Origin of the sequence: Caulobacter henricii (assembly GCF_001414055.1) — a bacterium.
In the GTDB taxonomy this organism is placed as follows: Bacteria; Pseudomonadota; Alphaproteobacteria; order Caulobacterales; family Caulobacteraceae; genus Caulobacter; species Caulobacter henricii.
In genome coordinates, this window is sequence record NZ_CP013002.1 from 2,422,354 (window position 1) to 2,444,631 (window position 22,278).

Consider the following 22,278-nt stretch of genomic DNA (forward strand, 5'->3'; position numbering starts at 1 on the left):
GCCTCTCCTCTTACAGATCGGCGTAGATGTGGGTCTCGCCATCCGCGCCCGGATGGGTGGTGGCGCCCAGGTGGGCCGGGCCCACCAGCTGGGCGAACTTCCAGATGGCACCGCTGTTGTAGTTGGTCTTGCGCGGCGACCAGGCGGCCTTGCGGCGCGCCAGCTCTTCCGGCTCGACCTCCAGATCCAGAATGCCGGCATCGGAGTCGATATTGATGATGTCGCCGTCCTGGATCAGGGCGATGGGACCACCGGCCTGGGCCTCGGGGCCGACATGGCCGATGCACAGGCCGCGCGTGCCGCCCGAGAAACGGCCGTCGGTGATCAGGGCCACCTTGTCGCCGCGGCCCTGGCCGGCCAGGGCCGCCGTGGTCGACAGCATCTCGCGCATGCCCGGGCCGCCCTTGGGGCCTTCATAGCGAATGACCAGGACGTCGCCGTCCTTGTAGTCGCCCGCCTCAACGGCGGCGAAACAGGCGTCCTCGCCCTCGAAGCAGCGGGCCGGGCCGCGATGGCTGCGGTGCGAAGTCATGCCGGCCACCTTGACGATGGCCCCGTCCGGAGCCAGCGAGCCCCACAGGCCCACCACGCCGCCGGTCGGCGACAGCGGGTTGGAGACCGGGCGGATCACCACCTGGTCGTCGCGCCATTTCACGTCCTTGAGGTTCTCGGCGATCGTCTTGCCGGTCACCGTCATGCAGTCGCCGTGGATGTGGCCGCCTTCCAGCAGGGTCTTGAGCAGAACCGGCATGCCGCCGGCCTCGCCCATGTCCTTGGCTACGAACTGACCGCCGGGCTTCAGATCGGCCAGATAGGGCGTGCGCTTGAAGATCTCGGCGACGTCGCGCAGCGTGAACTCGATGCCGCACTCATGGGCCATGGCCGGCAGGTGCAGGCCACCATTGGTCGAGCCGCCGGTGGCCGCCACGACCACGGCGGCGTTCTCGAAGGCCTTGCGGGTGCAGATGTCACGCGGACGCAGATTGCTCTCGATCAGCCGCATCACCGCCTCGCCCGAGGCCACGGCATATTCGTCGCGGCTCAGATAGGGCGCGGGCAGCGAGGCCGACAGCGGAAGGGCCAGACCGATGGCTTCAGAGACGCAGGCCATGGTGTTGGCGGTGAACTGGCCGCCGCAGGCGCCGTCCGACGGACAGGCATGGGTTTCCAGGTCGCACAGGTCTTCCAGCGTCATCTTGCCGGCCGAGTGCATGCCGACGCCCTCGAACACGTCGACCACGGTGACGTCCTTGCCTTGCCAGCGGCCGGGCAGGATCGAACCGCCATAAAGGAACACCGACGGCACGTTCAGGCGCAGCATGGCCATCATCATGCCCGGCAGGCTCTTGTCGCAGCCGGCCACGCCTACCAGGGCATCATAGCCGTGGCCCCGCATGGTCAGTTCCACCGAGTCGGCGATGCAGTCGCGGCTGACCAGCGAGGAGCGCATGCCCTCGTGACCCATGGCGATGCCGTCGGTGACGGTGATGGTGCAGAACTCGCGCGGCGTGCCACCGGCCGCCTTGACGCCCTTGGAGACGGCATGGGCCTGGCGCATCAGGGCCGTGTTGCAGGGGGCCGCTTCGTTCCAGCAGGAGGCGACACCGACAAAGGGCTGGGCGATGTCACGGGTGCCGAGACCCATGGCGTAATAATAGGAGCGGTGCGGCGCGCGCGACGGACCTTCGGTCACATGCCGGCTCGGCAGTTTGGACTTGTCCCAGCTTCCGTCAGGTTTCCTGGTCATGGCGCACGCCCTTGCGAATTGGAGCGGTGTCCTTACCGCCGCCAGACCTGGCGCGAAAGGCCCCAGCGAGGATTATTCCTCCAGCGAAACCGGCCAACCTGTTCATTCCTTGCCTCAACCCCGCCCTTACGCGCCCGTCCGAGGCATGTTTCGGGCTGGCGCGTGTCTGACGGCGCAATCGGTCAGGCCGCTGAAGGCGCGGCCTCGGCCTGATCCAGAAACGCGGACAGAGCCATGACCCCCGCACGGGTGGCGGCTCCATCACGCCGCTCGCCTGCAGCTTCCAGCCCAGCCCCGAGGTCCGTGATGGCCTGAAAGCCGAAGGCCCCGCCGGACCCCCTCAGATTGTGGCCGAGAAGGATGACAGTCTCGAAGTCCAGGCCGGCCAGGGCGGCGTCCAGGTCAATCGCGGTCTGCCGGCAGTTCAGCAGATAGGCGGGCCTACGCGCGGCCAGTTTTCGCGCCGCCGGTCTGGTCTGGTCTTCGGCGGGGCTTGCCGTAGCCGCCGGCACCTTCAGGGTGGAATGTTCCCGGATCGCATGCAGCAGGACGTCCTGCTTGATGGGCTTGGTCAGATAGGCCGTGCAGCCGGCGGCCAGACAGGTCTCGCGATCCCCCTTCAGGGCAGAGGCCGTCAGGGCAATGATCGGCGTCAGTGGCCGGTCATTGGCGGCCTCCCAGGCCCGAATGGTGCGCGTGGCCGTGAGACCGTCCATGACCGGCATCTGGCGATCCATCAGCACCAGATCGTAGCGGCAGGCCTCCACCATGGCGCAGGCGATCGCGCCGGTCTCGGCCACGTCGACGCGATGGGGCGTGTCGGCCAGATAGGCCAGGGCGATGGTGCGATTGTCCGGCGAGTCCTCGGCCAGAAGGATCCGAAGCCGGGGCTGGGGGACATCGGCATCCGCGTCCCGCGGGGCCAGTTTGGGCCGATCAGCGTCGGCCCAGATGGCGAGCGGCACGGAAAAGCCGAAACGGCTCCCGACCTCGATCTCGCTCTCGACCCAGATCCGCCCGCCCATCAGCTCGACGAGCTGTTTGGAGATGGTCAGGCCCAGCCCCGAACCGCCGAACCGGCGGGTCGTGGAGGAATCGGCCTGGGTGAAGCGTTCGAACACCTGCCGCAACTTGTCGCCCGGGATGCCGATTCCGGTGTCCACGACCGTGAATCGCAGGTCGGTGGGATTGGATCCATCCTGGTCACGCTCCACCGACAGGGACACCCGCCCGGTCAGGGTGAACTTGATGGCATTGCCCAGCAGGTTGAGCAGCACCTGCCTTAGCCGGGCCGGGTCGCCGACCAGGTCGTTGCTGACGTCGGGTGCGATCATCCAGACCAGGGACAGGCCCTTCTGGGCGGCGCGCGGTGCGACCATCTCGATCACCTTCTCCAGATGATCCGTCAGGGAAAAACCCGTCCGCTCCAGGTCCAGCTGCGAGGCCTCGACCTTGGAGAGATCGAGGATATCATTGATCAGGTTGAGCAAATTGTCGCCCGAGCGGCGGAAGATCTGGACGTACTTGTCCTGCTCGGGCGTCAGGGCGGTCTTGGCCAGCAGGTCGGCGATCCCCATGATCGAGTTCATCGGGGTCCGGATCTCGTGGCTCATGCTGGCCAGGAAGTCGGACTTGGTGCGGCTGGCGCTTTCGGCATCGGCCTTGGCCTGCTGCAGCTCGGCCTCGACCCGCTTGCGCTCGGTGACATCGCGGGCCGCCGCGAAGACGCCCTGCAGGGTCCGCTTGCGATCATAAAAGGTGGTGGCGTTGTAGGAGACGACCGTCTGCTTGCCGTCGCGGGCCCGGGCGGTCAGCTCGTAGTCGGTGACGGATTTCTCGCTCAGCACCCGCTTGATGCCGGCCTCGGCGCGGTCGGGATCGGTGAAACAGTCCTTGAACGGCGCGCCGATCAGCTCGTCGCGGGTGCAGCCGGTCAGGGCTTCCATCTGCTTGTTGACGTCGGTGATGATGCCCGACGGGTCGGTCGTCATCAGGGCGTCGATGTTGGATTCGATCAGAGAGCGCGTATAAAACTGCTGGTCGCGAAGGCGCTGGTCAGACTTCTTCTGCTCCTCCTCCACCAGCTTGCGAGCCGTGTTGTCGGTGCCGATCAGCAGATAGCCGATGATCGTACCCGGGGCGTCACGCAGGGCCGTTACCGAGACCACGGCCGGAAACCGGGTCCCGTCCTTGCGGATATAGGTCAGCTCATAGATGTCTTCGATCCCGCGAGAGGCCTTGAAAACCAGGGCCTCAAAGCCCGGCGTGATCGGGGTCGCCAGTTCGGCGCTGAGGGCCTTGGCCCGGGCGATCAGCTCCTGGGGATCGGAGATGTCGGCGGGGGTGATCGTGTTCATCACCTCGGCGGCCGTGTAGCCCAGCATCCTCTCGGCCCCGACATTGAAGATCTGGATGACCCCCCGCGCGTCGGTGGCGATGCTGGAGAAATTGGCACTGTTGAAGATGGCGCTCTGCAGGGCGCCGGCCGCAACGATCGATTCTTCAGTCTGGCGATGGGCTGCCAGGTCCTCGCCCTGACTGGCGAACTTGCCGGCGGGGCGTCCAGATTTTGATATCGGGATGGGGTTTCCTAGCGCAAAGGGTCGAGGACAAGGGGTGACGTGTTGCGGGTGGTCCTACTGGCCCAGGGTTTCGAGCAACGAACCGAGCGACGTGCCCAGGTCCTCAGGCGTGTAGGGCTTCGCCAGGAACTGGCCCCCATTCACGAACAGGCTCGCCATCTCGGTGTTGAGCGGCGTGCCGGAGGTGTAGAGAACCCGCAGGTCCGGCCTGATCCTGATCGCCTGATTGGCAACGTCGTATCCGCCCCGGGCCAGGGCCCGCAGGCGGATGTCGACAAACAGCGCGTCGATCGAACCCGACGCCGACAGGTGGGCCAGGGCCTCGGTCAGATCACTGGCCATCAGGGGGCTGTGACCCATGTCCTCCACCGCCCACTCCGCAGCCTGCAGGACGAAAACCTCGTCCTCGACGATCAGGATCGTCGCCATCAGGACGCCTGACGGGGGCGGCACAACGCTCGGCGTGGCATACTGGAAACCTCTGGCGCCGTCCTGATGGACCCTCGACGCAAGGACAGAACGCCTTTCCGCAGACAAGGTTCCACGTCTTGCGGATAAACCGTCTTCGTCCGGAGTGCGCTTCAACCGGTCAGCGCCAAACGGCGCTTTGCCGCCCTACGCCGAGGTACCGGGGCACGGCGTCATGATCGTCTCATTTCGCCGTCAGCATGGCCTTGAGGACTGACCTCTGGACCTTTCGGGTTCCCGAGTCGGAGCGCGGAAACTCGGCCATCGTCTCGACCCTGAGCCTGTCGATGCCCGAGAACCTGGCCTTGATCCGCTCCACCGCGCCCTCTGACGGACGGACCTGGGATTGGACCGCGACGATCATCTCCTCATCGCCCTCCGCCGTGTTGTGGATGAAGAGGCAAACGTCTTCGGCCGACAACTCGTCCTGGATCAAGGCCTCCAGCGGGGCCACGGCCCACTTGTGGCCATGGAGATTGATCACATCGACAACCCGCCCAACAATTCTGACGCGTCCATCCGGCCGGCGCACGGCCATGTCGCCCGGATAGAAGCAGCCGTCGCGGAACACGGCAGCGGAAGCGCGGTCATCACCCAGATACCCCTGAGGATCATAGGCTTTCAGCCGGATTCTGAGTGTCCCTTCCACGTCCACCGGCACGACGTCGCCCTGGGCATCGACGATTTCAACCACGCAGCCCGGCGCAACATCCAGCCAGTGGAAATCATCGCCACCGTCATCCCGGCGCGACAGCGGCACGTCGATCAACTCAGTCGCGCTGTATCGAAGAATGATGTTGCGCGACATCCGGGCGCGAATGAACTCCATCATCCGCTTCGTCACGAAACCGCTGGAGAGTGAAATGAGGGTGTCACTGGGTTTGAGGTCACCGGCTTGGGGCGACTTCATCAACTGCAGAATATCCGCCGGCAGGAGAGCGACCTGATCGGACTCTTTTGCGGCGTAGTTGAACAATTGGTTCGATCTCTGATCGAAGATGACTGTGCCGCCGACATGCCATACTGCTGACGGCTGCTTGTAGCCCGCGCCCGTCCAGACGCCAAAACTCATGCCATGAAAGATACTGGATTCATCAAGGCCAAGCGTCGCGGCGCGAAAAGCGTTGCGAAGATCTTCCTGTTCACCGCTGAGAACAACGCCCTTACCCGAGCCCGTTGTTCCGGATGTAAAGAGCAGGTGGTCACCACATTCCAGATGACCCAAATTCACGTCTGAAGCGTCAAATTCCTTGATCGTTCTCCAGAGCGAAGGAAAAGAAATCTGTGGCAGTTTCTCAAATTCATCACCGCAACCTGAAGCAACCTCTCCATCGCTTTCGACACGCAAAACAGCCGAAACACCAATGTTCCTGGGGATTTCAGCCAAGGATCGCGCTGATATAGTGTGCAGGCCCTTCGCTCGGGCTGCTATTCCAACAAACCAGGCGTGAGCAATATTGCGCGCGATAACGGCGACAGTACTCCCTGCCGCCACATCGAATTGGGACAAAAACTTTATGGCACTTGTTATGCAGCCCGCGAAGGTCGCGTAATTGATGAGTTGATCAGCATATATGATTGCAGTTTTTTCAGGTCGTCGAAGAGCAAACTCACATATTCTACTGTACAACAAAACCAGGTCCTCGAACTCACGAGATGCAGACCGACCAGAATTAGAGTTCGATCTTTAGCTTAGTGCCCTTCAGCCGCCTGCTCGACCGCGAGGGCAAGATCCAGCGCCCGCGCCGCCTCCTCCCCCGTCACCACCGGGCGCGGGGTCTCGCCACGCACAGCGGCCAGGAAGCCGGCCACGCTGAGACCCAGCGGATCCTTGCCCGCAGGGGTTCCGGTGAAGTCCTCGATCAGCGGGAACGGCGTCGTATTGCGGAAAGTGCGGGCCAGGAAGTCGATCTCGACCTCACCGGAAGGATAGACGACCTTCATGGTCCGTTCGCGCGCCTCGGCCACCCGCGAAGCGTCGAACACGGCGGTGAAGCCGTTTTCGAAAGTGGCCTCGACCTTGACCCAGTCCAGGGAGTCCGAACGGGTGATTGCGCCCTCGCCTTCCACAGTCACCGGCTCGGCCGCGCAGAGGGCCAGGGCCAGGTCGATGTCATGGATCATCAGGTCCAGCACCACCGAGACGTCGAGATTGCGGTCCGAGGGCGTGCCGCGCCGCACGGCTTCGAGGCGCAGGGGCTGTTCGGGGATGTCGAGCAGGCCCATGGCCCGGAACACCACCCGCTCCTGGTGACCGCAGGCCAGGGGCACACCAGCCTTCAGGGCGGCGGCGACCATGGCGTCGGCGTCCTGCGGGGTCACGGCCAGGGGCTTTTCGGAATAGACCGGCTTGCCCGCCTTCAGGGCCGCCAGGGCTGCGCCTGCGTGGTGGACCGCGGGCGTGGCCACGGTCACCACGTCGACGGCGGCCAGAAAGGCGGCCATGTCGTCATAGGGCGTCGCGCCCAGGGGCTCAGCAAGGGCCGCAGCGCGGGCCAGGTCGATGTCGAATACCGCGACAAGATCGACGCCGGGCAGTTCGACATATTTCTTGGCATGGTAGCCGCCGAACACGCCGGCACCGACGACGCCGGCCCTGAGGACGGCAGCTTGCTGGATCGCTTGGGTCATGTGCGCTGTCTAAACCGCTTCGTCGTCGCATAGAAGCGCTGGAGCCCCGCAACGCGACGCGCTAAACAAGCGTTTAAATGAGCAACGCGCCGCGAAGGCGCGTGACCAGGGAGCTGTCCATGACCACCTCGCGCGAAATTCGCCTCAAGAGCCGCCCGGTGGGCGTTCCTACCCAAGCCGACTTCGAACTGGCCACTGTTGAGGTCGCCGCACCCGGCCCCGGTGAGGTCCAGGTCAAGAATCTGTGGATGTCGGTCGACCCCTACATGCGCGGCCGCATGTACGATCGGGCCAGCTATGTGCCGCCCTTCGAACTGGGCAAGGCCCTGCAGGGCGGCGCCATCGGTCAGATCGTCGCCTCGAACGATCCCGAGTTCGCCGTCGGTGACATCGTCAATTCCATGTTCGGCTGGCGGGAAGTGTTCAACGTCTCGCCCGCAGCCATCAAGGCGGCCGGCGGCGCGATGGGCGCCCTGACCAAGATCGACACCCACGGCCTGCCGCCCCAGGCCTTCCTGGGCATCCTCGGCATGCCAGGCATGACCGCCTATGCGGGCCTGCTGCGCGTGGCAGCCCTGAAGGACGGCGACGTCGTGTTCGTCTCGGCCGCCGCAGGAGCCGTCGGCTCGGTGGTCTGCCAGATCGCCAAGCTGAAGGGTCACACCGTGATCGGCTCGGCCGGCGGCCCGGAAAAGGTCGCCTTCCTCAAGTCGATCGGCGTCGATCACGTCATCGATTACAAGGCCACCCCCGACGTGGTCGCCGAGCTCGCCAAGGTCGCGCCCAAGGGCATCGACGTCTATTTCGAGAATGTCGGCGGCGTGCATCTGGAAGCGGCCATCAATTCGGCCCGCCCCTTCGCCCGCTTCGCCCTGTGCGGAATGATCTCGCAGTATAATGAGACCGGCAAACCGGTCGGCCCGTCCAACATCATCCAGGCCGTCGGCAAGAGCCTACGCATGGAGGGGTTCATCGTCTCCAACCACTATGACCTCTACCCGGCCTTCGCCCGCGACATGGCCGAGTGGATCAAGGCCGGCAAGCTGACCTGGAAAGAGACCGTCGAGGACGGGATCGCGCGCGCGCCCGACGCCTTCATCAAGCTGTTTGCCGGCGAGAACCTGGGCAAGATGCTGGTGAAGCTGGGCTAACGACCCCCTCTCGAACGCCGGAACCCTGTCATCCCCGCGACACCGTCGCGACGGGATGACAGGCCCTTCCGACGCCAGTGAAAACAGGCGGCCTGCGGGGCCCTCGGCACCGAAAGCGCAGCCCTACGCCGTCCTCTCGCTGCCGTGATCGCGCGTGAGAGTCGGGCGGCCCACAGCCGATAAATCGCCCGCTGAGTCGCCTCGCGAGCGGGCATCACCCGCTCGCCGCGCCCGGTTCGCCGGCTTACACGGCCTGCTGCCACGGCACCCCGGCACGTAGTTCACGGGCCGGAGACGCGGCAAACAGGACACAAAGTCCTTGCTTTTCAAGATATTACCAAACACCCCTCAGGGCGCGACCGGCACTCGCCTGTGACGGATTCCAGCTTTTTTTCCGCAACTGCGAAAACGGCGTGATTTCTGGTAGCGATTTCGTGATCAAAGTTTTACTCTAGGCAGGCCGGTGGATCTCCACGCCGGAAATCGACTGTCATGAGCAAGCCTTCCAACGCGGCGACCGATCCCCCGGGAACGATCGTCAGCGCGCCCCGGGCAACCCTCATTCAGCGAAACGCCGGAGAGAGCCCGGTTCAGGCCGGACAGACCGAGACAATGACGACATGAGCGATCGCTCTTCCCTCTTCGACCTCAGCTCTTCCACGAGCGTGTCGCTGGACCAGGTCCTGCAGCGCCGCGACACCGTGGAGATCCCGGTCGAGTCGCCCTTGGCCATGCCGGTCCAGCCCCTCTCGTTCTGGGAAGGCGGCGCGCGCCGCGCCACGGAAGTGGTCGGCGACATCACCGCCCGCCGCTGGATGGTGTTCCTGGCCACGGCCTTCATGGGCGTCGCCGGCTGGAAGGCGACCTTCGACACGATCGCCCTCGGCGGCGTTACCCGTCTGGAATTCATCTGCCTGGTGCTGCTGGCCCCGCTGTTCACGGCCCTGTCGCTGTGGTTCTGCACCGCCGTCGCCGGCTTCGTGATCCTGCTGGGCAAGCCCAAGGATCCGCTCGGCATCGACAGCGCCAAGCCCATGCCAAAGCTGCGCGCCCGCACGGCCATCCTGATGCCGGTGCACAATGAGGATGCAACCGCCGTCTTCGCGCGCCTGCGGGCCATGGACGCCTCGATCGCCGAGACCAGCAACAGCCGCGCCTTCGACATCTTCATTCTCAGCGACACCCGCGACGCCGCCGTGGCCCTGGCCGAGCAAGCCTGCTTTGCCCGCTTCCGCCGCGAAGCCAACTCGGCCGTGTTCTACCGCGTCCGCCAGGAAAACAAGGGCCGCAAGGCCGGCAATATCGCTGACTGGGTGGCCCGCTGGGGCAGCGCCTACGAGCACATGCTGGTCCTCGACGCCGACAGCCTGATGACCGGCGACGCCATGGTCCGTCTGGCCGACGCCATGGAGCGTCACCCCGGTGCCGGTCTGATCCAGACCATGCCGATGCTGATCAACGGCCAGACCATCTTCGCCCGAACCCTGCAGTTCGCGACCCGTCTCTATGGCCGCGTGGCCTGGACCGGTCTGGCCTGGTGGTCGGGTTCGGAGAGCTCCTTCTGGGGCCACAACGCCATCGTCCGCACCCGCGCCTTCGCCGAAACCTGCGGCCTGCCCTCGCTGGATGGCCCCAAGCCCTTCGGCGGCGAGGTGATGAGCCATGACGCCCTGGAGAGCGCCCTGCTGCGCCGTGGTGGCTGGAGTGTGCACCTGGCCCCCTATCTGGAAGGCTCCTACGAAGAGAGCCCCTCCAACCTGCTCGACTTCGCCACCCGCGACCGCCGCTGGTGCCGGGGCAATGTCCAGCACATCCCGCTGGTCGCCCTGCCCGGCCTGCACTGGCTGAGCCGGATGCATCTCGTGATCGGCGTGCTGAGCTATGTGCTGTCGCCCCTGTGGTTCATGGCCCTGTCGGCCGGCGTGGTTTCGCGCCTGCTGATGCCGTCGCTGAAGAAGGCCGCCTTCACAATGGCCGACCTGCAGGCCGCGGCCCACGCCCTGATCGACTGGAGCGAGATCCAGGCCACGGCCTGGGCGATGATCATCACCTTCATCCTGTTGTTCGGACCCAAGATCCTTGGTTCGATCCTGGTGTTCTCGCGTCCTGCCGAGATCAAGGGTTTCGGCGGCCGTCGCCGCATCGCCGCCGGTCTCGGCGTCGAGATGCTGCTGTCGGCCCTGGTCGCCCCCATGCTGATGTTCACGCAGACACGGGCCCTGATCGAGATCCTGGCCGGCAAGGTCGGAGGCTGGGCCACCCAGCGTCGCGACGCCGACAAGGTGACCGGCCAGGAAGCTTTCCGCGCCATGGGCTGGATCAGCGTCACCGGTCTGGTGCTCGCCACCCTCTTCTGGTTCACGCCCGACCTGCTGACCAGCACCGCGCCGATCCTGGCGGGTCTGATCCTGGCCGTGCCCCTGACCATGCTGGGAGCCCACAAGGCTGCCGGGCTGCGGCTCAAGGCCAATGGCCTGTTCATGACCCCGGAAGAGCGCCGCCCGCCGGCGATCGTTCGCGCGGCCCTCGGCCCGGTTTGCGAGCCGCCCGCCCGCTGGTTCGCTCGCGACGGTCGCACGACGCCCGCTGCCGAGGTCGCCGAGCAGAACGCCGCCTGAATCCCCGGCAAAATACGCGTGCAGGGCGAACGCCCGCTGGCCCTTAGGGGATTGGCGGAGTAGAAGCGCGGCTTCGTTCTTTTCCGACGGAGCCTGCCGTGTCGCGCCTGTTCAGCGCCTATGTGATCGTCGACTGGAGCGCGGCGGCCAAGCCGACGACCGGTGCGGACTCCGTCTGGATCGGCGTGCTGAAGCGCGACGTCCGCTTCCGCCTGACTTTCGAGAGCCATAACCCGGCAACGCGCCAGGAGGCCGAGACCAAGCTCGCGGCCATTCTCGACGACTTCAAGAAGCGCGGCGAACGGGCCCTGGTCGGGTTCGACTTCCCGCTGGGCTTCCCGCGCGGCTTTGCAAAGGCCCTGAGCCTGCCCGGAGAGCATCCGTGGCGCGCGGTCTGGGACCAGCTGAACAAGATGGTCAAGGACAAGGCCGACAACACCAACAACCGCTTCGGGGTCGGCTCAGAGATCAACCGCCGCCTGACGGGTGGTCCCTTCCCGTTCTGGGGCTGTCCGCCCCGCGACACCCTGACGACCCTGCAGCCCAAGCGCACCCGCGAGCATGGTCCCGACGACCTGCCGGAGTTCCGCCATGCCGACGAGGCCGCCAAGGGCGCGCACTCGATCTGGAAGCTCTACTACAACGGCTCCGTCGGGGGGCAGGCCATTGTCGGGATCCCGGCAGCCCGACGGCTCAAGGATGCCCGTGGCGACGCGGTACGGGTCTGGCCGTTCGAGACCGGCTTCAAGGCCCTGACCGAGGCGGACCTCGAGGGCGTCCTCGTGGTCATGACCGAGGTCTATCCCTCGCTTCTCAAGGCCGTGCCGGCTGCGGGCGAGGTCAAGGACCTGGCCCAGGTGCGGGCCCAGGCCGAGCACTTTGCCAAGCTCGACGAGGCCGGCAAGCTGGCCGCGCTGTTTGCCGGGCCCAAGGCGTCGGATGAGGTGCTCGAGGCGGCCGCTACCGAAGAAGGCTGGATCCTGGGGGCTTAGCAGCCACTTGCCCCCTCCTGGCTGCTTCGCAGCCGTCCTCCCCCGGAGGGGGAAGACAAGATCATCTTCCCCCTCCGGGGGAGGAGCGCCGCAGGCGCGGAGGGGGCTAGTGTTAGCCGGCCAAGCCCCGATCCTTCACATCCAGCATCCGGAACCGTCCGAGCAGGAAGGCCATCGACACAAAGCTGGTCACGATCACCGACCAGACGATGCCGTTGACACCCAGGCCCATCGGAATGGCCAGCCACCAGGCCAGCGGCCCCATGATCACGCCATAGCTGATCAGGTGGGTGATGGTGGGGATCCACACCTCGCCGCGGGCCCGCAGGGCCTGGGCCGCCACAACCTGCACGGCGTCGGGGGCCAGGAACAGGCAGGTCAGGGCCAGGGCCGGCGCGATCAGGGCAATGGCACCGGGGTCGGCGGTATAGGCCGACGCCACCAACTCGCGCAGGGGGAACAGCAGCAGGGCCGCCACCAGCCCGACCACGGCCGTGAAGGCAAAGGCCACCCAGCCGGCGCGGGTCATGCCCGCAGGGTCGCGCGAGCCGAAGGCGCGACCGACCTGCACCGAGGTCGCGGTCGAAATGCCCAGGGGCAGCATGAAGATCACGGCGGCGACATTGATCACCACCGCCCAGGCGGCGACCGAGAGTCCGCCGATCCAGCCTGCAACCAGGCTCATGCCGGCAAAGGCCGCGACCTCGAAGAAGTTCGACGCGCCGGCACCATAGCCGATCCGGCGCTGTTCGATCGAGGCCGGCAGATCCCGAGCCGGCTTGTCGAAGATACCCAGCGCGCGCGCGTCCTTCAGGCGCAGGACATAGACGGCGAGCATGATCAGCAAGGCCGCCCGCGCCACGAACGTCGCCCAGGCCCCGCCTACGGCCCCGAGCGCCGGCAGGCCGAAGGTTCCGGGCACAAGCAGCAGATTGACCGCCAGATTGACGGCGTTGGCCACCCACATGGCGATGGTCACGGGACCGGGGCGCGACAGCCCTTCCAGCCAGAAGCTCAGCACCACGGTCAGGGCATAGAGCGGCAGGGATAGCGAGAAGACGATCATCGGCGCGGTCGCGCCATCGGCCAGGGCCTTGGGCAGATGGACGGCGTGCAGCAGGGGTGGCCCCAGCAGGGCCAGGGATACGGCCGAGGCCATGCCTATCCAGAAGGCATAGACGAGGCCCCGCCGCAGCACGGCCCCGGTATCGTGCGGCCTGCCCGCGCCGATGGCCCGCGAGGTCATCACCTGGGCCCCCACCAGCAGACCGACCGTCATGGTCACGAAGACCGAAGACGGAGCCCAGGCCATGGCGTGAAAGCCCAGCTGCTCAGCCGAGAACCTTCCCACGACAATGGCGTCGGTCAGGCCCATGACCATGATGCCCAGGCGCGACAGCACCACCGGCCCGGAAAGGCGCAGCAACTCGATCAGATCCAGCATCAGGGGGCTGCGGGGCCGCTCGGGAGACGGCACCGACGTCACCGCGTCACTTGGCATGGGCAGGCCTTTCAGAAGGGCCGGCAAGTTGGCGCATGGGGTCCTGCGGGGCAAGGCCGGTCGCGATCGTTGTTGAACATCGGCCCGGGGTCGTGGTTTTCGGGCCGCAGCACCGAGCCGGCGGCCCTTTTCCTGGATCGACGACCACCGGCGGGGGCGAAAGGCCCGGTTTTTCTCCCGGCACGAACGGAGCGCTAACGCTGTTCCGGTTAGTCTGATCAGCAGGTGCCCGTTGCGCCTTCGGTCCTTTTGACCGAGCCCAGGAAGCAGTCCCGTCGATGTCGCTGAACAGCGTCAACACCAATGCCAGCGCCATGATCGCCCTGCAGTCGCTGGCGTCGGTCAATCGCGACCTGTCCGGCACCCTGCGCCGCATTTCGACCGGACTGGCGGTCTCGAGCGCCAAGGACAATCCGGCCGTCTGGGTCATCGCCCAGTCCCAGCGCGCCGAGGCCAACGCCCTGGACTCGGTTCGGGATTCCCTGCAGCGCGGCCGCTCGATCACGGACGTCGCCCTGTCGGCCGGCGAGACCGTGGTCGACCTGCTGGGCAAGATGAAGGAAAAAATGCTGGCCGCGGCGGACACCAGCCTGAGCACCGCAAGCCGCATGGCCCTCAATAGCGACTACCTGACCCTGAAGCGGCAGATCGACCGGACCGTCAGCAATGCCGATTTCGGCGGCATCAACCTGATCTCTTCAGGTTCGGTCGGCCAGGTTCGCGCCCTCGCCAATGCCGACTGCAGCGACACGATCGACATCGACCATGTCGACCTGTCGACGACTGGCGCAGCGCTGGGGGGTCTGCCCGCCGATCTGCTGGCCGCACCGGTTACCGGGACCCAGATCGCAGCCATGAGCACGGCCATGGAGACGGTCACCTCGTCCCTGGCCCGCATCGCCACGGGCTCCTTTGCCCTCGAGGCTCACCAGACCTTTATCGACAAGCTCCAGGATACCCTGAACACCTCGATCGGGCGCCTGGTCGACGCCGACATGGCCAAGGAGTCGACCAAGCTTCAGGCCCTTCAGGTCCGCCAGCAACTGTCGATGAAGGCCCTGGCCATCGCCAATTCAGGCTCGTCCTATCTGCTGACCCTGTTCGGCCGCTGATTAGGTCTCAGTGCGGCCAGGCCTCTGCCAGCACCTTGGCGACACCGTCCTTGTAGCTGACCTCCAGCGCCGGGGTCTTGGGCTGGCCGGCGGCGAACAGTTCATAGATGACCCTGCCGTCGTTCTGGGTGCTTTCGATCACCCTCACCGGCCGGGCCTTGCCGGCGGCGGTCTGCACGGCTGCAGGCGCTTCGGTCCAGGCGATATCGCGCTGGGTCTCGACGATCTCCCAGGCGCCGTTGCGCTCCAGCAGGTCGAACTCGATCTCGGCCCCGCCGGGCAGAACGCCCTCGACGTCGAAATAGCGGCGATCCTCGCGTTCCTTCAACTCGGCCTCGATCACCTTCAGACCGGGGGCGGCCTTGAGCACAACCGACAGCACGCCGGGCGGCAGATCGGCGGCGGCGACGGGGGTGATCCTGGTTTCCGGCGCGCCGGCATGGGCGGCGGCAGCAGACAGTGTCAGGCAGAAGGCCAAGACAGGACGGATTGGCATGTCAGTCTCCATGGACAGGGCATGATCAGGTATCCGGTATCATGCCTTGCCACGCGATCCACCCGCATGCGGGGATTGCCCCGCCGGTGCTAGCAAGGTGACGCGCAAAGGAATCGCCCATGGCCCGCCATCTCGCCCAGATCTCCCTGCTGGTCTCCGACTATGCCGAGGCCATCGACTTCTATGTCGGCCGATTGGGCTTTGAGCTGCTGGAGGACACCGACCTGGGCGGCGGCAAGCGCTGGGTCGTGATCTCACCTGGCCCCGGCGGCAGCCGGATCCTGCTGGCCCGAGCGACAAGCGAGGCGCAGGCCGCCCGGGTCGGCGATCAGGGCGGCGGCCGGGTCTGGCTGTTTCTGAACACGGACGACTTTGCCGCCGATCACGCCCGGATGAGCGCCGCCGGCGTGCGGTTTCTCGAAGCCCCCCGCCATGAATCCTATGGCAGCGTTGCCGTCTTCGAAGATCTCTATGGCAACCGCTGGGACCTGATTGAACCCAAGGCCTGAGCCTCAGGGCCTGAGGCTGGGCGGCGCGGCGGCCCTGACCGGGGGCTGCTGCGGAAACTCGATCCTGGACATGTCATAGCCCAGGGCCCGGACGCGCCTGATCAGGTCTTCGCGCAGGACCGGCGACGGCACCTCCCGCGTGAAGATGAAGATGCGCTTCAGCCGGGGTTCGCCAGCGATGAACCACGTGTAGTCATCGTCATGGTCGAAGATCCAGTAGTCCCAGGTGATCAGGAACGGGTAGCGCACGCGCAGCTTGGCATTGACGCCCGGATCGAGGATCTGTCCCCGCCCCTGGATCACCTTCTCCTTGCCGCCCGGCGCACCGGTCTCGCAGGTATCACGCACCAGAACCTTATCGCCGCCGGCAAACAAATAGTTGGTGGCCCCGGCCTCGCAGCCATCGGTAATGCCCATCGGCGTGCGGGCGATTTCCAGCCAGCGCCCCGAATAGAGCCGCTCGACCTCCACGGGCCTGGCCGGTTGCGGGGACTGGGCCCAAGCGCCGGTGGCTCCGGCCAGGCCGGCGGTGGCGGCGATCATCAGGGTTCTCAGGGTCATGCCAGGGTCTCTTGCGCGGCGGGTCACCGGAAGAAACGTTTGCGCCCCCCGGCTGGATGCAACGCCCCGGTACCAGCCCACTAGCCCGGCGGTGCCGTCTCGAAGGCCTCGCCTGCAAACCGCCGAACCTGACGCAGAATATCGTCTGGCCAGGCGGAAATTCGGGCCTCGAACGCCGTGGGATCACCGGCAAACAGGGCGCGCATCGCCGCTTCGAAACCCTCTCGGTCTCCGGCCATGACCGTGGCGAAGCGATAGGTCGCCTCGCGCGCCTGTCGCATCCGATCCGGTCCGGCACTACCCCGGCTCGCCGCCTCGACCAGCTTGCGCAGGGTCACCGAGGCACCGCCCGGCTGGGTGGCTAACCAGGCCCAGTGGCGCGGCAGAAGAGTCACCTCACGCGCCGCGACGCCGAGTTTCGGACGTCCCCGCCCGCGCGCGACCACCGGTTCTTCCACCGTGGCGAAGCGAGCGGCGAGATCGCCGGGCCCTCCCCGCAGATCGAAGTCCACCTGCCGGCCCTCGGCATCAAAGATCAGCACCGGCGGACCGGAATCCTCTCCAGACAGGCGCTGGGCGACCAGGGCGACCTCAAGCGCCGTACCGGCGGCGATCTGCTCGTCACCGCGGAAAACAACATGGCTCATCGGTTCAGTCCCCGGGCACCCAGGCGCTCGATCCAGACAGCCTTGCGATCCTGCAGCCAGGACGAGCGGCCCAGCGGCCCCAGGGTTTCGTCTGACAGGACATCCAGCGGCTCATAGGCAAAGGCCGCCTCGCCATGGGCTGTCCAGGCCGCCTGCAGCGCCTGATCCCTATGGGTGCCATGCCGCAAGGTGAACCAGAGGCCGCCCTGGCGGGTCGACAAATCCGGCGTGGCCCCGACCCAGGCCTGACCGCTGGCGATGCAGCGTACGGCATAGATTCCGGCCTCGACCTTGCGGTCGCGATAGTCGCGCAGCAGCGCCTTGCGTCCGTTCATGGGACCCTCCTGAGGCACCTTTATACCCGGATAAAATCAGGAGTCTATATTACCCGGGCGAAAATTCCGCGACCTCTAGCTTGAGACGGGGGCAGCCTTGAAGCTCACATAGCCCCGCTCGACCATCCGGCGCATGGCCTCATAGGCTTCAGCCAGTTCCTCATAGGCCGTTCGCATCTGGGCCAGCTTCTGAATCTGGTCCGGTGGCGGTGTATGCGACGTCTCGGTCATGGCGACGGCGGCCGCCACCCATTGGGCACGGGCCTGGGCGGCGGCGACGGCCATATGCTGGAAATGGGAGGCGTCGATGTGGCCGAGGGCCTGGCCGATCAGGGCCTTGTTCGAAGCAAAGGCCGTATAGTCGATCTGCTCCAGTGTGCCGCGCAGGCGGCGCTGAACATGGGGATCGACATCCTCGGGCTCGAAATGGTCAAGGCCGCGGCGGCGGAAACTCGAAGTTACGGTCGACGACATGGCGTCCTCCCGCCCGGCGATGATGTCCCATGAAAGCCGAGCCTGTGGACAAGTTTGCGCCCGAGTCCTTAAGAGGTCCTTGCACCTGTTCCGCCTGCCCGCTGGGTCCCCGCAGGGTTCAGACGGCGATCTCCGCAACTGGCGACGCCGACCAGGGGAAGCGCGGACAGCAGGGTACGGCGCGTTGTCATCACCGGTCTCCTTCAGAGGTCCGGTGATGACAACACTTCAGATCGGCCTTGCGATCGCTCAGCCGAGATCGCGACCTATTCGGTCTTCAGATAGATCTCCGAGCCCTGCTGGCGGAACTTCTCGCTCATTTCCGCCATCCCAAGCGCCGCCGCTTCGTTCGGGGCCTGAGCGGCGGCGAATTCCCGCACCTCATGGCTGATCTTCATCGAGCAGAACTTCGGTCCGCACATCGAGCAGAAGTGCGCGGTCTTGTGCGCCTCCTTGGGCAGGGTCTCGTCGTGGAACTTGCGGGCGGTTTCGGGATCGAGCGCCAGGTTGAACTGGTCTTCCCAGCGGAACTCGAACCGCGCCCGGCTGATGGCATCGTCCCACATGGCCGCGCCGGGGTGACCCTTGGCCAGATCAGCGGCGTGGGCGGCCAGCTTGTAGGTGATGACGCCGGTCTTGACGTCGTCACGATCCGGCAGACCCAGGTGCTCCTTGGGCGTGACGTAGCAGAGCATGGCCGTGCCGAACCAGCCGATCATCGCCGCCCCGATCGCCGAGGTGATGTGGTCGTAGCCAGGCGCGATGTCCGTGGTCAACGGGCCCAAGGTATAGAAGGGGGCCTCGTGGCAGTGCTTCAGCTGCTCATCCATGTTGGCCTTGATCTTGTGCATGGCCACGTGGCCCGGCCCTTCGATCATCACCTGCACGCCCTTGCTCCAGGCCACCTTGGTCAGCTCGCCCAGGGTACGCAGTTCGGAGAACTGGGCCTCGTCATTAGCGTCGGCGGTGGAGCCGGGACGCAGGCCGTCGCCCAGCGAGAACGACACGTCATAGGCGCGCATGATCTCGCAGATCTCGTCGAAGCGCTCGTAGAGGAAGTTCTCCTTGTGGTGCGCCAGGCACCACTTGGCCATGATCGAGCCGCCGCGTGAGACGATGCCGGTGACGCGCTTGGCGGTCATCGGAATGAACGGCAGGCGCACGCCGGCGTGGATGGTGAAATAGTCCACCCCCTGCTCGGCCTGCTCGATCAGGGTATCGCGGAAGACCTCCCAGTTCAGGTCCTCGGCCACGCCGTTGACCTTCTCCAGCGCCTGATAGATCGGCACGGTGCCGATCGGGACGCTCGAGTTACGGATGATCCAGTCGCGGATGTTGTGGATGTTGCGGCCGGTCGACAGGTCCATGACCGTGTCGGCGCCCCAGCGGGTGGCCCAGACCAGCTTGTCGACCTCATCGGCGACGGTGGAGAGCACCGCCGAATTGCCGATATTGGCGTTGATCTTAACCAGGAAGTTGCGGCCGATCGCCATCGGCTCCAGCTCGCCGTGATTGATGTTGGCCGGGATGATGGCGCGGCCGCGGGCCACTTCCTGGCGCACGAATTCGGGGGTCACGAAGTCGGGGATCGAGGCGCCGAAATCGTCGCCGTCACGGACGCAGGGGCGGTCCTGCTCGCGGCGCAGGTTCTCGCGGATAGCGACATATTCCATCTCGGCGGTGATCTTGCCGGCATTGGCGTATTCGTACTGCGTGATCAGGTGGCCCGGCTTGCCGCGATAGATGGTGCGGCCCACGGCCGGGAACTGCGGGGCCAGATGCTTGCCCTGGGCAAAACCGTTGTCCTCAGGCTTCACGGCGCGGGGCTCGGCCACCACCTCGACATCGCCGCGCGCCAGCACAAAGGCCTCGCGCGAGCGCTCCAGGCCCTTCTCGATGTCGATGGAAGCGGTCGGATCGCTATAGGGGCCCGACGGATCATAGACCGTCACCGGCGGCTCATTGGCCGAGGGGTGGACGGCGACCTCGCGGAATGGAACGCGGATGTCTGGGAACAGCTCGCCGGCCTGATAGACCTTGCGCGAGCCGGGAATGGGGCCGGTCGAGATGGTCTCGGCGACGGACTTGATGGTGGTCTGGACGTTCATTTTCGGGCGCTCCTCAAGCATCAAGGAGACCCGGACAAGCGCGCTAAGTCGGTTCTAACGGCCGGACAGTAAGCCCCGACCGCGTTCCCTCCCTTCGCCGGCATGACCCGGATCAGGTTCGACGGGTCAGGGCCCTGGGCCCAATCTCAGCCGCGCGAAGCGGCCCCCCGGTGAACAGCCGGACACTAGGCCGACTGACGTGTGGGTCAAGAGTCGTTGTCCCCTTCCTTCTCCCCTTGCGGGGAAGGAAGGGGGGTTACAGCCGCGACGCTGCAAACGTGTCGCACACCGCCGGGTCGCCGCGCTCATAGCCCCGGGTAAACCACCGCACGCGCTGGGCGCTGGTGCCGTGGGTGAAACTGTCGGGCACGACCTGTCCCTGGCTGCGAGACTGGATGGTGTCGTCGCCGACCGCCGCCGCGGCGCCCAGGCCGTCCTCGATATCGGCCCTGTTGATCACGATCTGGCCGTTCGAGGTCTCAGCGGCCCGCGCGGCCCAGACGCCGGCATAGCAGTCGGCCTGCAGTTCCAGTCGCACCGAACCGCTTTCAGCGCCCTTCGCGCCCAGTCTGCGGGCAGCCTCCGAGGTCCCCAGCAGGGTCTGAACGTGGTGGCCGATCTCATGGCTGATCACATAGGCCCGGGCAAACTCGCCCTTCGCACCGAAGCGGGACTCAAGTTCGTTCCAGAAGGTCAGGTCCAGATAGACCCTGCGATCGGCCGGGCAATAGAACGGCCCCATGGCCGACTGGCCGGTGCCGCAGCCGGTGGGGGTCGCATTGTCATAGAGGACCACCGACTCCGGCGGCCTGTAGACCGCGCCCTGGGCGGCAAAGATCGGGCCCCAGACCTCGGCATTGGAGGTTTCGATAGCATCCACGAACTGGCCGTCCGCGTCACCGACCTGGCCCTTGGCGACCTGTTGCTGGGTCGGTCCCTGCAGATCCTGCGCGACCTGCATCGTGGTCTGCGGATCGATACCGAACACGAAATAGCCGATCGCCGCCAGCACCAGGGCCCCGATCCCGCCCCCGGCGACACCGACCCCGCCCAGACCACGCCGATCCTCGATATTGCCCGAGCGGCGCGCGCCTCTCCATTCCATGTCCCGGTCCTGTCTCTGTCAGTGATCCCGGCGTCAGGGACGATTGTCCGGACGCACACCCCGGACCTGCGCCTGGCTTCGTGCCAAGGCATCCTGCGTCAGACGCTCCATCCGGTCTATCTGCTGCTGCAGGGAATCCGGTTCGATCGCTGGCAGGGGTGCAGGCAAGGGCATGACCGGACCCGCCAGGGCCGGCGGCGACGCACGGGCCGCGCCGAGTTCGCGCAGCACCAGGGCCGTCTGAAGCTGATCCTGCCTCGCCACGATCTCCCTTTGGGCCGCGAGGGCGGCCTGGCGATCGATGTCAGACTTGTGCTGGGCGGCATTGGCGGCCCGCAGATCGCGCAGGTCGTCCTGGCCATGCGCCCCGCTGGTCAGGACCAGCAGGGCCAGGCCGCCCAGTGTGCAGTTCAGCGCGAGACTCATGGTCGCTCCTGGTTTCCGGTCGGGGTCGCTAGATCCGTCCCGGAGCGTTCAGGACGCTCAGGGTCGCTTTATGGAGAAACGCATCAGCTCCTTTTTCGGGGCGTCCCAGGCCGGATCGAGTTCGGCCGCCTTGGAATAGTCCTGATAGGCCGACTTCAGATCGCCCAGTCCCTCATTGGCCAGGCCGCGATTGAACCAGGCCTTTTCGGGATCCTTGACGCCGAGCGCCAGGCCCTTGTCGATCTCGCCGAGGGCGTCGCTGTAACGTTCCTCACCGACAAAGGTAGCACCGCGATTGACCCAGGCCTCGCCAAGGTCCGGATCAATTTTGGACGCCGCGTCAAAGTCCTCGCGGGCCGTGGCGAAATCGCGTTGGCGCAGCTGCAGGACGCCGCGGTTCACATAGGTACGAGCCCGATCGCGGAAATTGAGAGTCTCGGTCTCGAGCGCGATCGTGCAGGTCAGGACCGATTTCTGATCCGCACGACCGTCAATGGCGGCGGTCGAGCAGTCCTTTGCGGCACCGCCGCCCAGCACCAGGGTCGAGGCGCTCGCCGGACCGCCTGCCAGGGTCGCGGTCACCAGCAGCGCTGCGCCGATAAGAATTCTTGGGCTCATGTCATCCTCCCTTGCCGGGCGAACCTTCGGACGCGGTGGGGTCTGAACCTGAGGCCAGACCAAGCGCGCCAGGGCCGCTTCCTCGCAGAGTCGACTATATCATGTTTAACGCCCGAACCCATGCCCCTGGTCACGCAAGGCCAAGCCAGAACATTTCACAATTTTAAGATGAATTCCCGGTCAGCAGGTCGCACTAT

The 22,278-nt window shown here is 65.9% G+C and carries 20 protein-coding genes and 1 riboswitch; of the genes, 5 read left to right on the forward strand and 15 right to left on the reverse strand.

The annotated features are described in order from the left end of the window. Nucleotides 1-10: 10 nt before the first annotated feature. The 5 genes from ilvD to AQ619_RS11395 all read right to left on the reverse strand — a co-directional run bounded on the left by ilvD (nt 11) and on the right by AQ619_RS11395 (nt 7,428). Complete coding sequence (gene ilvD / locus AQ619_RS11375) at nt 11-1,747, reverse strand: dihydroxy-acid dehydratase (RefSeq protein WP_062147436.1); 1,737 nt, start codon at nt 1,745-1,747, stop codon at nt 11-13. 182 nt (nt 1,748-1,929) lie between these two features. Next, nucleotides 1,930-4,329 (reverse strand): PAS domain S-box protein, encoded by a 2,400-nt coding sequence (locus AQ619_RS11380; RefSeq protein ID WP_084745935.1) that lies wholly within the window; start codon nt 4,327-4,329, stop codon nt 1,930-1,932. A 54-nt stretch (nt 4,330-4,383) separates the two neighbouring features. Continuing rightward, a complete protein-coding gene (locus AQ619_RS11385; protein ID WP_062147439.1) occupies nt 4,384-4,758 on the reverse strand; it encodes a response regulator in 375 nt (124 codons plus the stop codon). Between the two features lie 223 nt (nt 4,759-4,981). Continuing rightward, nucleotides 4,982-6,430: a class I adenylate-forming enzyme family protein gene (locus AQ619_RS18800; RefSeq protein WP_335338036.1), complete on the reverse strand. Its 1,449-nt coding sequence runs from the start codon at nt 6,428-6,430 to the stop codon at nt 4,982-4,984. Between the two features lie 59 nt (nt 6,431-6,489). Continuing rightward, complete coding sequence (locus AQ619_RS11395; protein ID WP_062147444.1) at nt 6,490-7,428, reverse strand: Gfo/Idh/MocA family protein; 939 nt, start codon at nt 7,426-7,428, stop codon at nt 6,490-6,492. Nucleotides 7,429-7,547: 119 nt separating this feature from the next. Between AQ619_RS11395 and AQ619_RS11400 the strand changes: the two genes are divergently transcribed. The 3 genes from AQ619_RS11400 (at nt 7,548) to AQ619_RS11410 (ending at nt 12,189) form a co-directional block, all read left to right on the forward strand. Beyond that, nucleotides 7,548-8,579, forward strand: a complete 1,032-nt coding sequence (locus tag AQ619_RS11400; protein ID WP_062147446.1) for an NADP-dependent oxidoreductase — start codon at nt 7,548-7,550, stop codon at nt 8,577-8,579. Between the two features lie 620 nt (nt 8,580-9,199). Then, entirely contained in the window at nt 9,200-11,197 is a 1,998-nt protein-coding gene (mdoH, locus tag AQ619_RS11405; RefSeq protein WP_062147449.1) for a glucans biosynthesis glucosyltransferase MdoH, read from the forward strand. A gap of 98 nt (nt 11,198-11,295) precedes the next feature. Then, entirely contained in the window at nt 11,296-12,189 is an 894-nt protein-coding gene (locus AQ619_RS11410; protein WP_062147452.1) for a hypothetical protein, read from the forward strand. A 112-nt stretch (nt 12,190-12,301) separates the two neighbouring features. On the opposite strand, the gene AQ619_RS11415 is transcribed toward AQ619_RS11410, so the two are convergent. Further along, nucleotides 12,302-13,690, reverse strand: coding sequence for an MATE family efflux transporter (locus AQ619_RS11415; RefSeq protein ID WP_062151611.1), 1,389 nt, complete (start codon nt 13,688-13,690; stop codon nt 12,302-12,304). A 278-nt stretch (nt 13,691-13,968) separates the two neighbouring features. Here AQ619_RS11415 and AQ619_RS11420 point away from each other — a divergent pair, with 278 nt between their 5' ends. Then, on the forward strand, nt 13,969-14,802 hold the full coding sequence (locus AQ619_RS11420; RefSeq protein WP_062147455.1) for a flagellin: 834 nt from the start codon (nt 13,969-13,971) through the stop codon (nt 14,800-14,802). Between the two features lie 7 nt (nt 14,803-14,809). On the opposite strand, the gene AQ619_RS11425 is transcribed toward AQ619_RS11420, so the two are convergent. Then, nucleotides 14,810-15,298 carry a PepSY domain-containing protein gene (locus AQ619_RS11425; protein ID WP_236849462.1) on the reverse strand — a complete coding sequence of 163 codons (489 nt, stop codon included), beginning with the start codon at nt 15,296-15,298 and terminating at the stop codon, nt 14,810-14,812. Between the two features lie 119 nt (nt 15,299-15,417). On the opposite strand from AQ619_RS11425, the gene AQ619_RS11430 reads away from it, so the two are divergent. Then, nucleotides 15,418-15,807 (forward strand): VOC family protein, encoded by a 390-nt coding sequence (locus tag AQ619_RS11430; protein ID WP_062147458.1) that lies wholly within the window; start codon nt 15,418-15,420, stop codon nt 15,805-15,807. Between the two features lie 3 nt (nt 15,808-15,810). Here the strand turns inward: AQ619_RS11430 and AQ619_RS11435 are convergent, their stop codons facing one another. The 8 genes from AQ619_RS11435 to AQ619_RS11470 form a co-directional block, all read right to left on the reverse strand. Then, the gene (locus tag AQ619_RS11435) at nt 15,811-16,368 is read right to left on the reverse strand and encodes a lipocalin family protein (RefSeq protein WP_062147462.1); all 558 of its coding nucleotides are present in this window, start codon (nt 16,366-16,368) and stop codon (nt 15,811-15,813) included. An 80-nt stretch (nt 16,369-16,448) separates the two neighbouring features. Continuing rightward, a complete protein-coding gene (locus AQ619_RS11440) occupies nt 16,449-17,015 on the reverse strand; it encodes a DUF2239 family protein (RefSeq protein WP_062147465.1) in 567 nt (188 codons plus the stop codon). Beyond that, on the reverse strand, nt 17,012-17,350 hold the full coding sequence (locus AQ619_RS11445) for a GIY-YIG nuclease family protein (RefSeq protein WP_062147468.1): 339 nt from the start codon (nt 17,348-17,350) through the stop codon (nt 17,012-17,014). The genes AQ619_RS11440 and AQ619_RS11445 overlap by 4 nt, the downstream gene beginning before the upstream one ends. A 75-nt stretch (nt 17,351-17,425) precedes the next feature. Continuing rightward, entirely contained in the window at nt 17,426-17,824 is a 399-nt protein-coding gene (locus AQ619_RS11450) for a hypothetical protein (RefSeq protein WP_062147471.1), read from the reverse strand. Nucleotides 17,825-18,090: 266 nt separating this feature from the next. Then, nucleotides 18,091-19,932 (reverse strand): phosphomethylpyrimidine synthase ThiC, encoded by a 1,842-nt coding sequence (gene thiC, locus AQ619_RS11455; protein WP_062147474.1) that lies wholly within the window; start codon nt 19,930-19,932, stop codon nt 18,091-18,093. A gap of 72 nt (nt 19,933-20,004) precedes the next feature. After that, a riboswitch (TPP riboswitch) is annotated at nt 20,005-20,112 on the reverse strand. 76 nt (nt 20,113-20,188) lie between these two features. Beyond that, on the reverse strand, nt 20,189-21,037 hold the full coding sequence (gene ypfJ, locus AQ619_RS11460) for a KPN_02809 family neutral zinc metallopeptidase (protein ID WP_062147476.1): 849 nt from the start codon (nt 21,035-21,037) through the stop codon (nt 20,189-20,191). Nucleotides 21,038-21,070: 33 nt separating this feature from the next. Further along, a complete protein-coding gene (locus tag AQ619_RS11465; RefSeq protein WP_062147479.1) occupies nt 21,071-21,463 on the reverse strand; it encodes a hypothetical protein in 393 nt (130 codons plus the stop codon). A gap of 57 nt (nt 21,464-21,520) precedes the next feature. Further along, entirely contained in the window at nt 21,521-22,081 is a 561-nt protein-coding gene (locus tag AQ619_RS11470; protein WP_062147482.1) for a tetratricopeptide repeat protein, read from the reverse strand. Between the last annotated feature and the right edge of the window lie 197 nt (nt 22,082-22,278).

Excerpts from the sequence above, each read along its gene's own strand:
- ilvD (WP_062147436.1), bottom strand. The coding sequence starts at position 1,747 with ATGACCAGGAAACCTGACGGAAGCTGGGACAAGTCCAAACTGCCGAGC.
- AQ619_RS11385 (WP_062147439.1), bottom strand. The coding sequence starts at position 4,758 with ATGGCGACGATCCTGATCGTCGAGGACGAGGTTTTCGTCCTGCAGGCT.
- AQ619_RS11395 (WP_062147444.1), bottom strand. The coding sequence starts at position 7,428 with ATGACCCAAGCGATCCAGCAAGCTGCCGTCCTCAGGGCCGGCGTCGTC.
- AQ619_RS11400 (WP_062147446.1), top strand. The coding sequence starts at position 7,548 with ATGACCACCTCGCGCGAAATTCGCCTCAAGAGCCGCCCGGTGGGCGTT.
- mdoH (WP_062147449.1), top strand. The coding sequence starts at position 9,200 with ATGAGCGATCGCTCTTCCCTCTTCGACCTCAGCTCTTCCACGAGCGTG.
- AQ619_RS11415 (WP_062151611.1), bottom strand. The coding sequence starts at position 13,690 with ATGCCAAGTGACGCGGTGACGTCGGTGCCGTCTCCCGAGCGGCCCCGC.
- AQ619_RS11420 (WP_062147455.1), top strand. The coding sequence starts at position 13,969 with ATGTCGCTGAACAGCGTCAACACCAATGCCAGCGCCATGATCGCCCTG.
- AQ619_RS11425 (WP_236849462.1), bottom strand. The coding sequence starts at position 15,298 with ATGCCAATCCGTCCTGTCTTGGCCTTCTGCCTGACACTGTCTGCTGCC.
- AQ619_RS11430 (WP_062147458.1), top strand. The coding sequence starts at position 15,418 with ATGGCCCGCCATCTCGCCCAGATCTCCCTGCTGGTCTCCGACTATGCC.
- AQ619_RS11435 (WP_062147462.1), bottom strand. The coding sequence starts at position 16,368 with ATGACCCTGAGAACCCTGATGATCGCCGCCACCGCCGGCCTGGCCGGA.
- AQ619_RS11440 (WP_062147465.1), bottom strand. The coding sequence starts at position 17,015 with ATGAGCCATGTTGTTTTCCGCGGTGACGAGCAGATCGCCGCCGGTACG.
- AQ619_RS11445 (WP_062147468.1), bottom strand. The coding sequence starts at position 17,350 with ATGAACGGACGCAAGGCGCTGCTGCGCGACTATCGCGACCGCAAGGTC.
- AQ619_RS11450 (WP_062147471.1), bottom strand. The coding sequence starts at position 17,824 with ATGTCGTCGACCGTAACTTCGAGTTTCCGCCGCCGCGGCCTTGACCAT.
- thiC (WP_062147474.1), bottom strand. The coding sequence starts at position 19,932 with ATGAACGTCCAGACCACCATCAAGTCCGTCGCCGAGACCATCTCGACC.
- ypfJ (WP_062147476.1), bottom strand. The coding sequence starts at position 21,037 with ATGGAATGGAGAGGCGCGCGCCGCTCGGGCAATATCGAGGATCGGCGT.
- AQ619_RS11465 (WP_062147479.1), bottom strand. The coding sequence starts at position 21,463 with ATGAGTCTCGCGCTGAACTGCACACTGGGCGGCCTGGCCCTGCTGGTC.
- AQ619_RS11470 (WP_062147482.1), bottom strand. The coding sequence starts at position 22,081 with ATGAGCCCAAGAATTCTTATCGGCGCAGCGCTGCTGGTGACCGCGACC.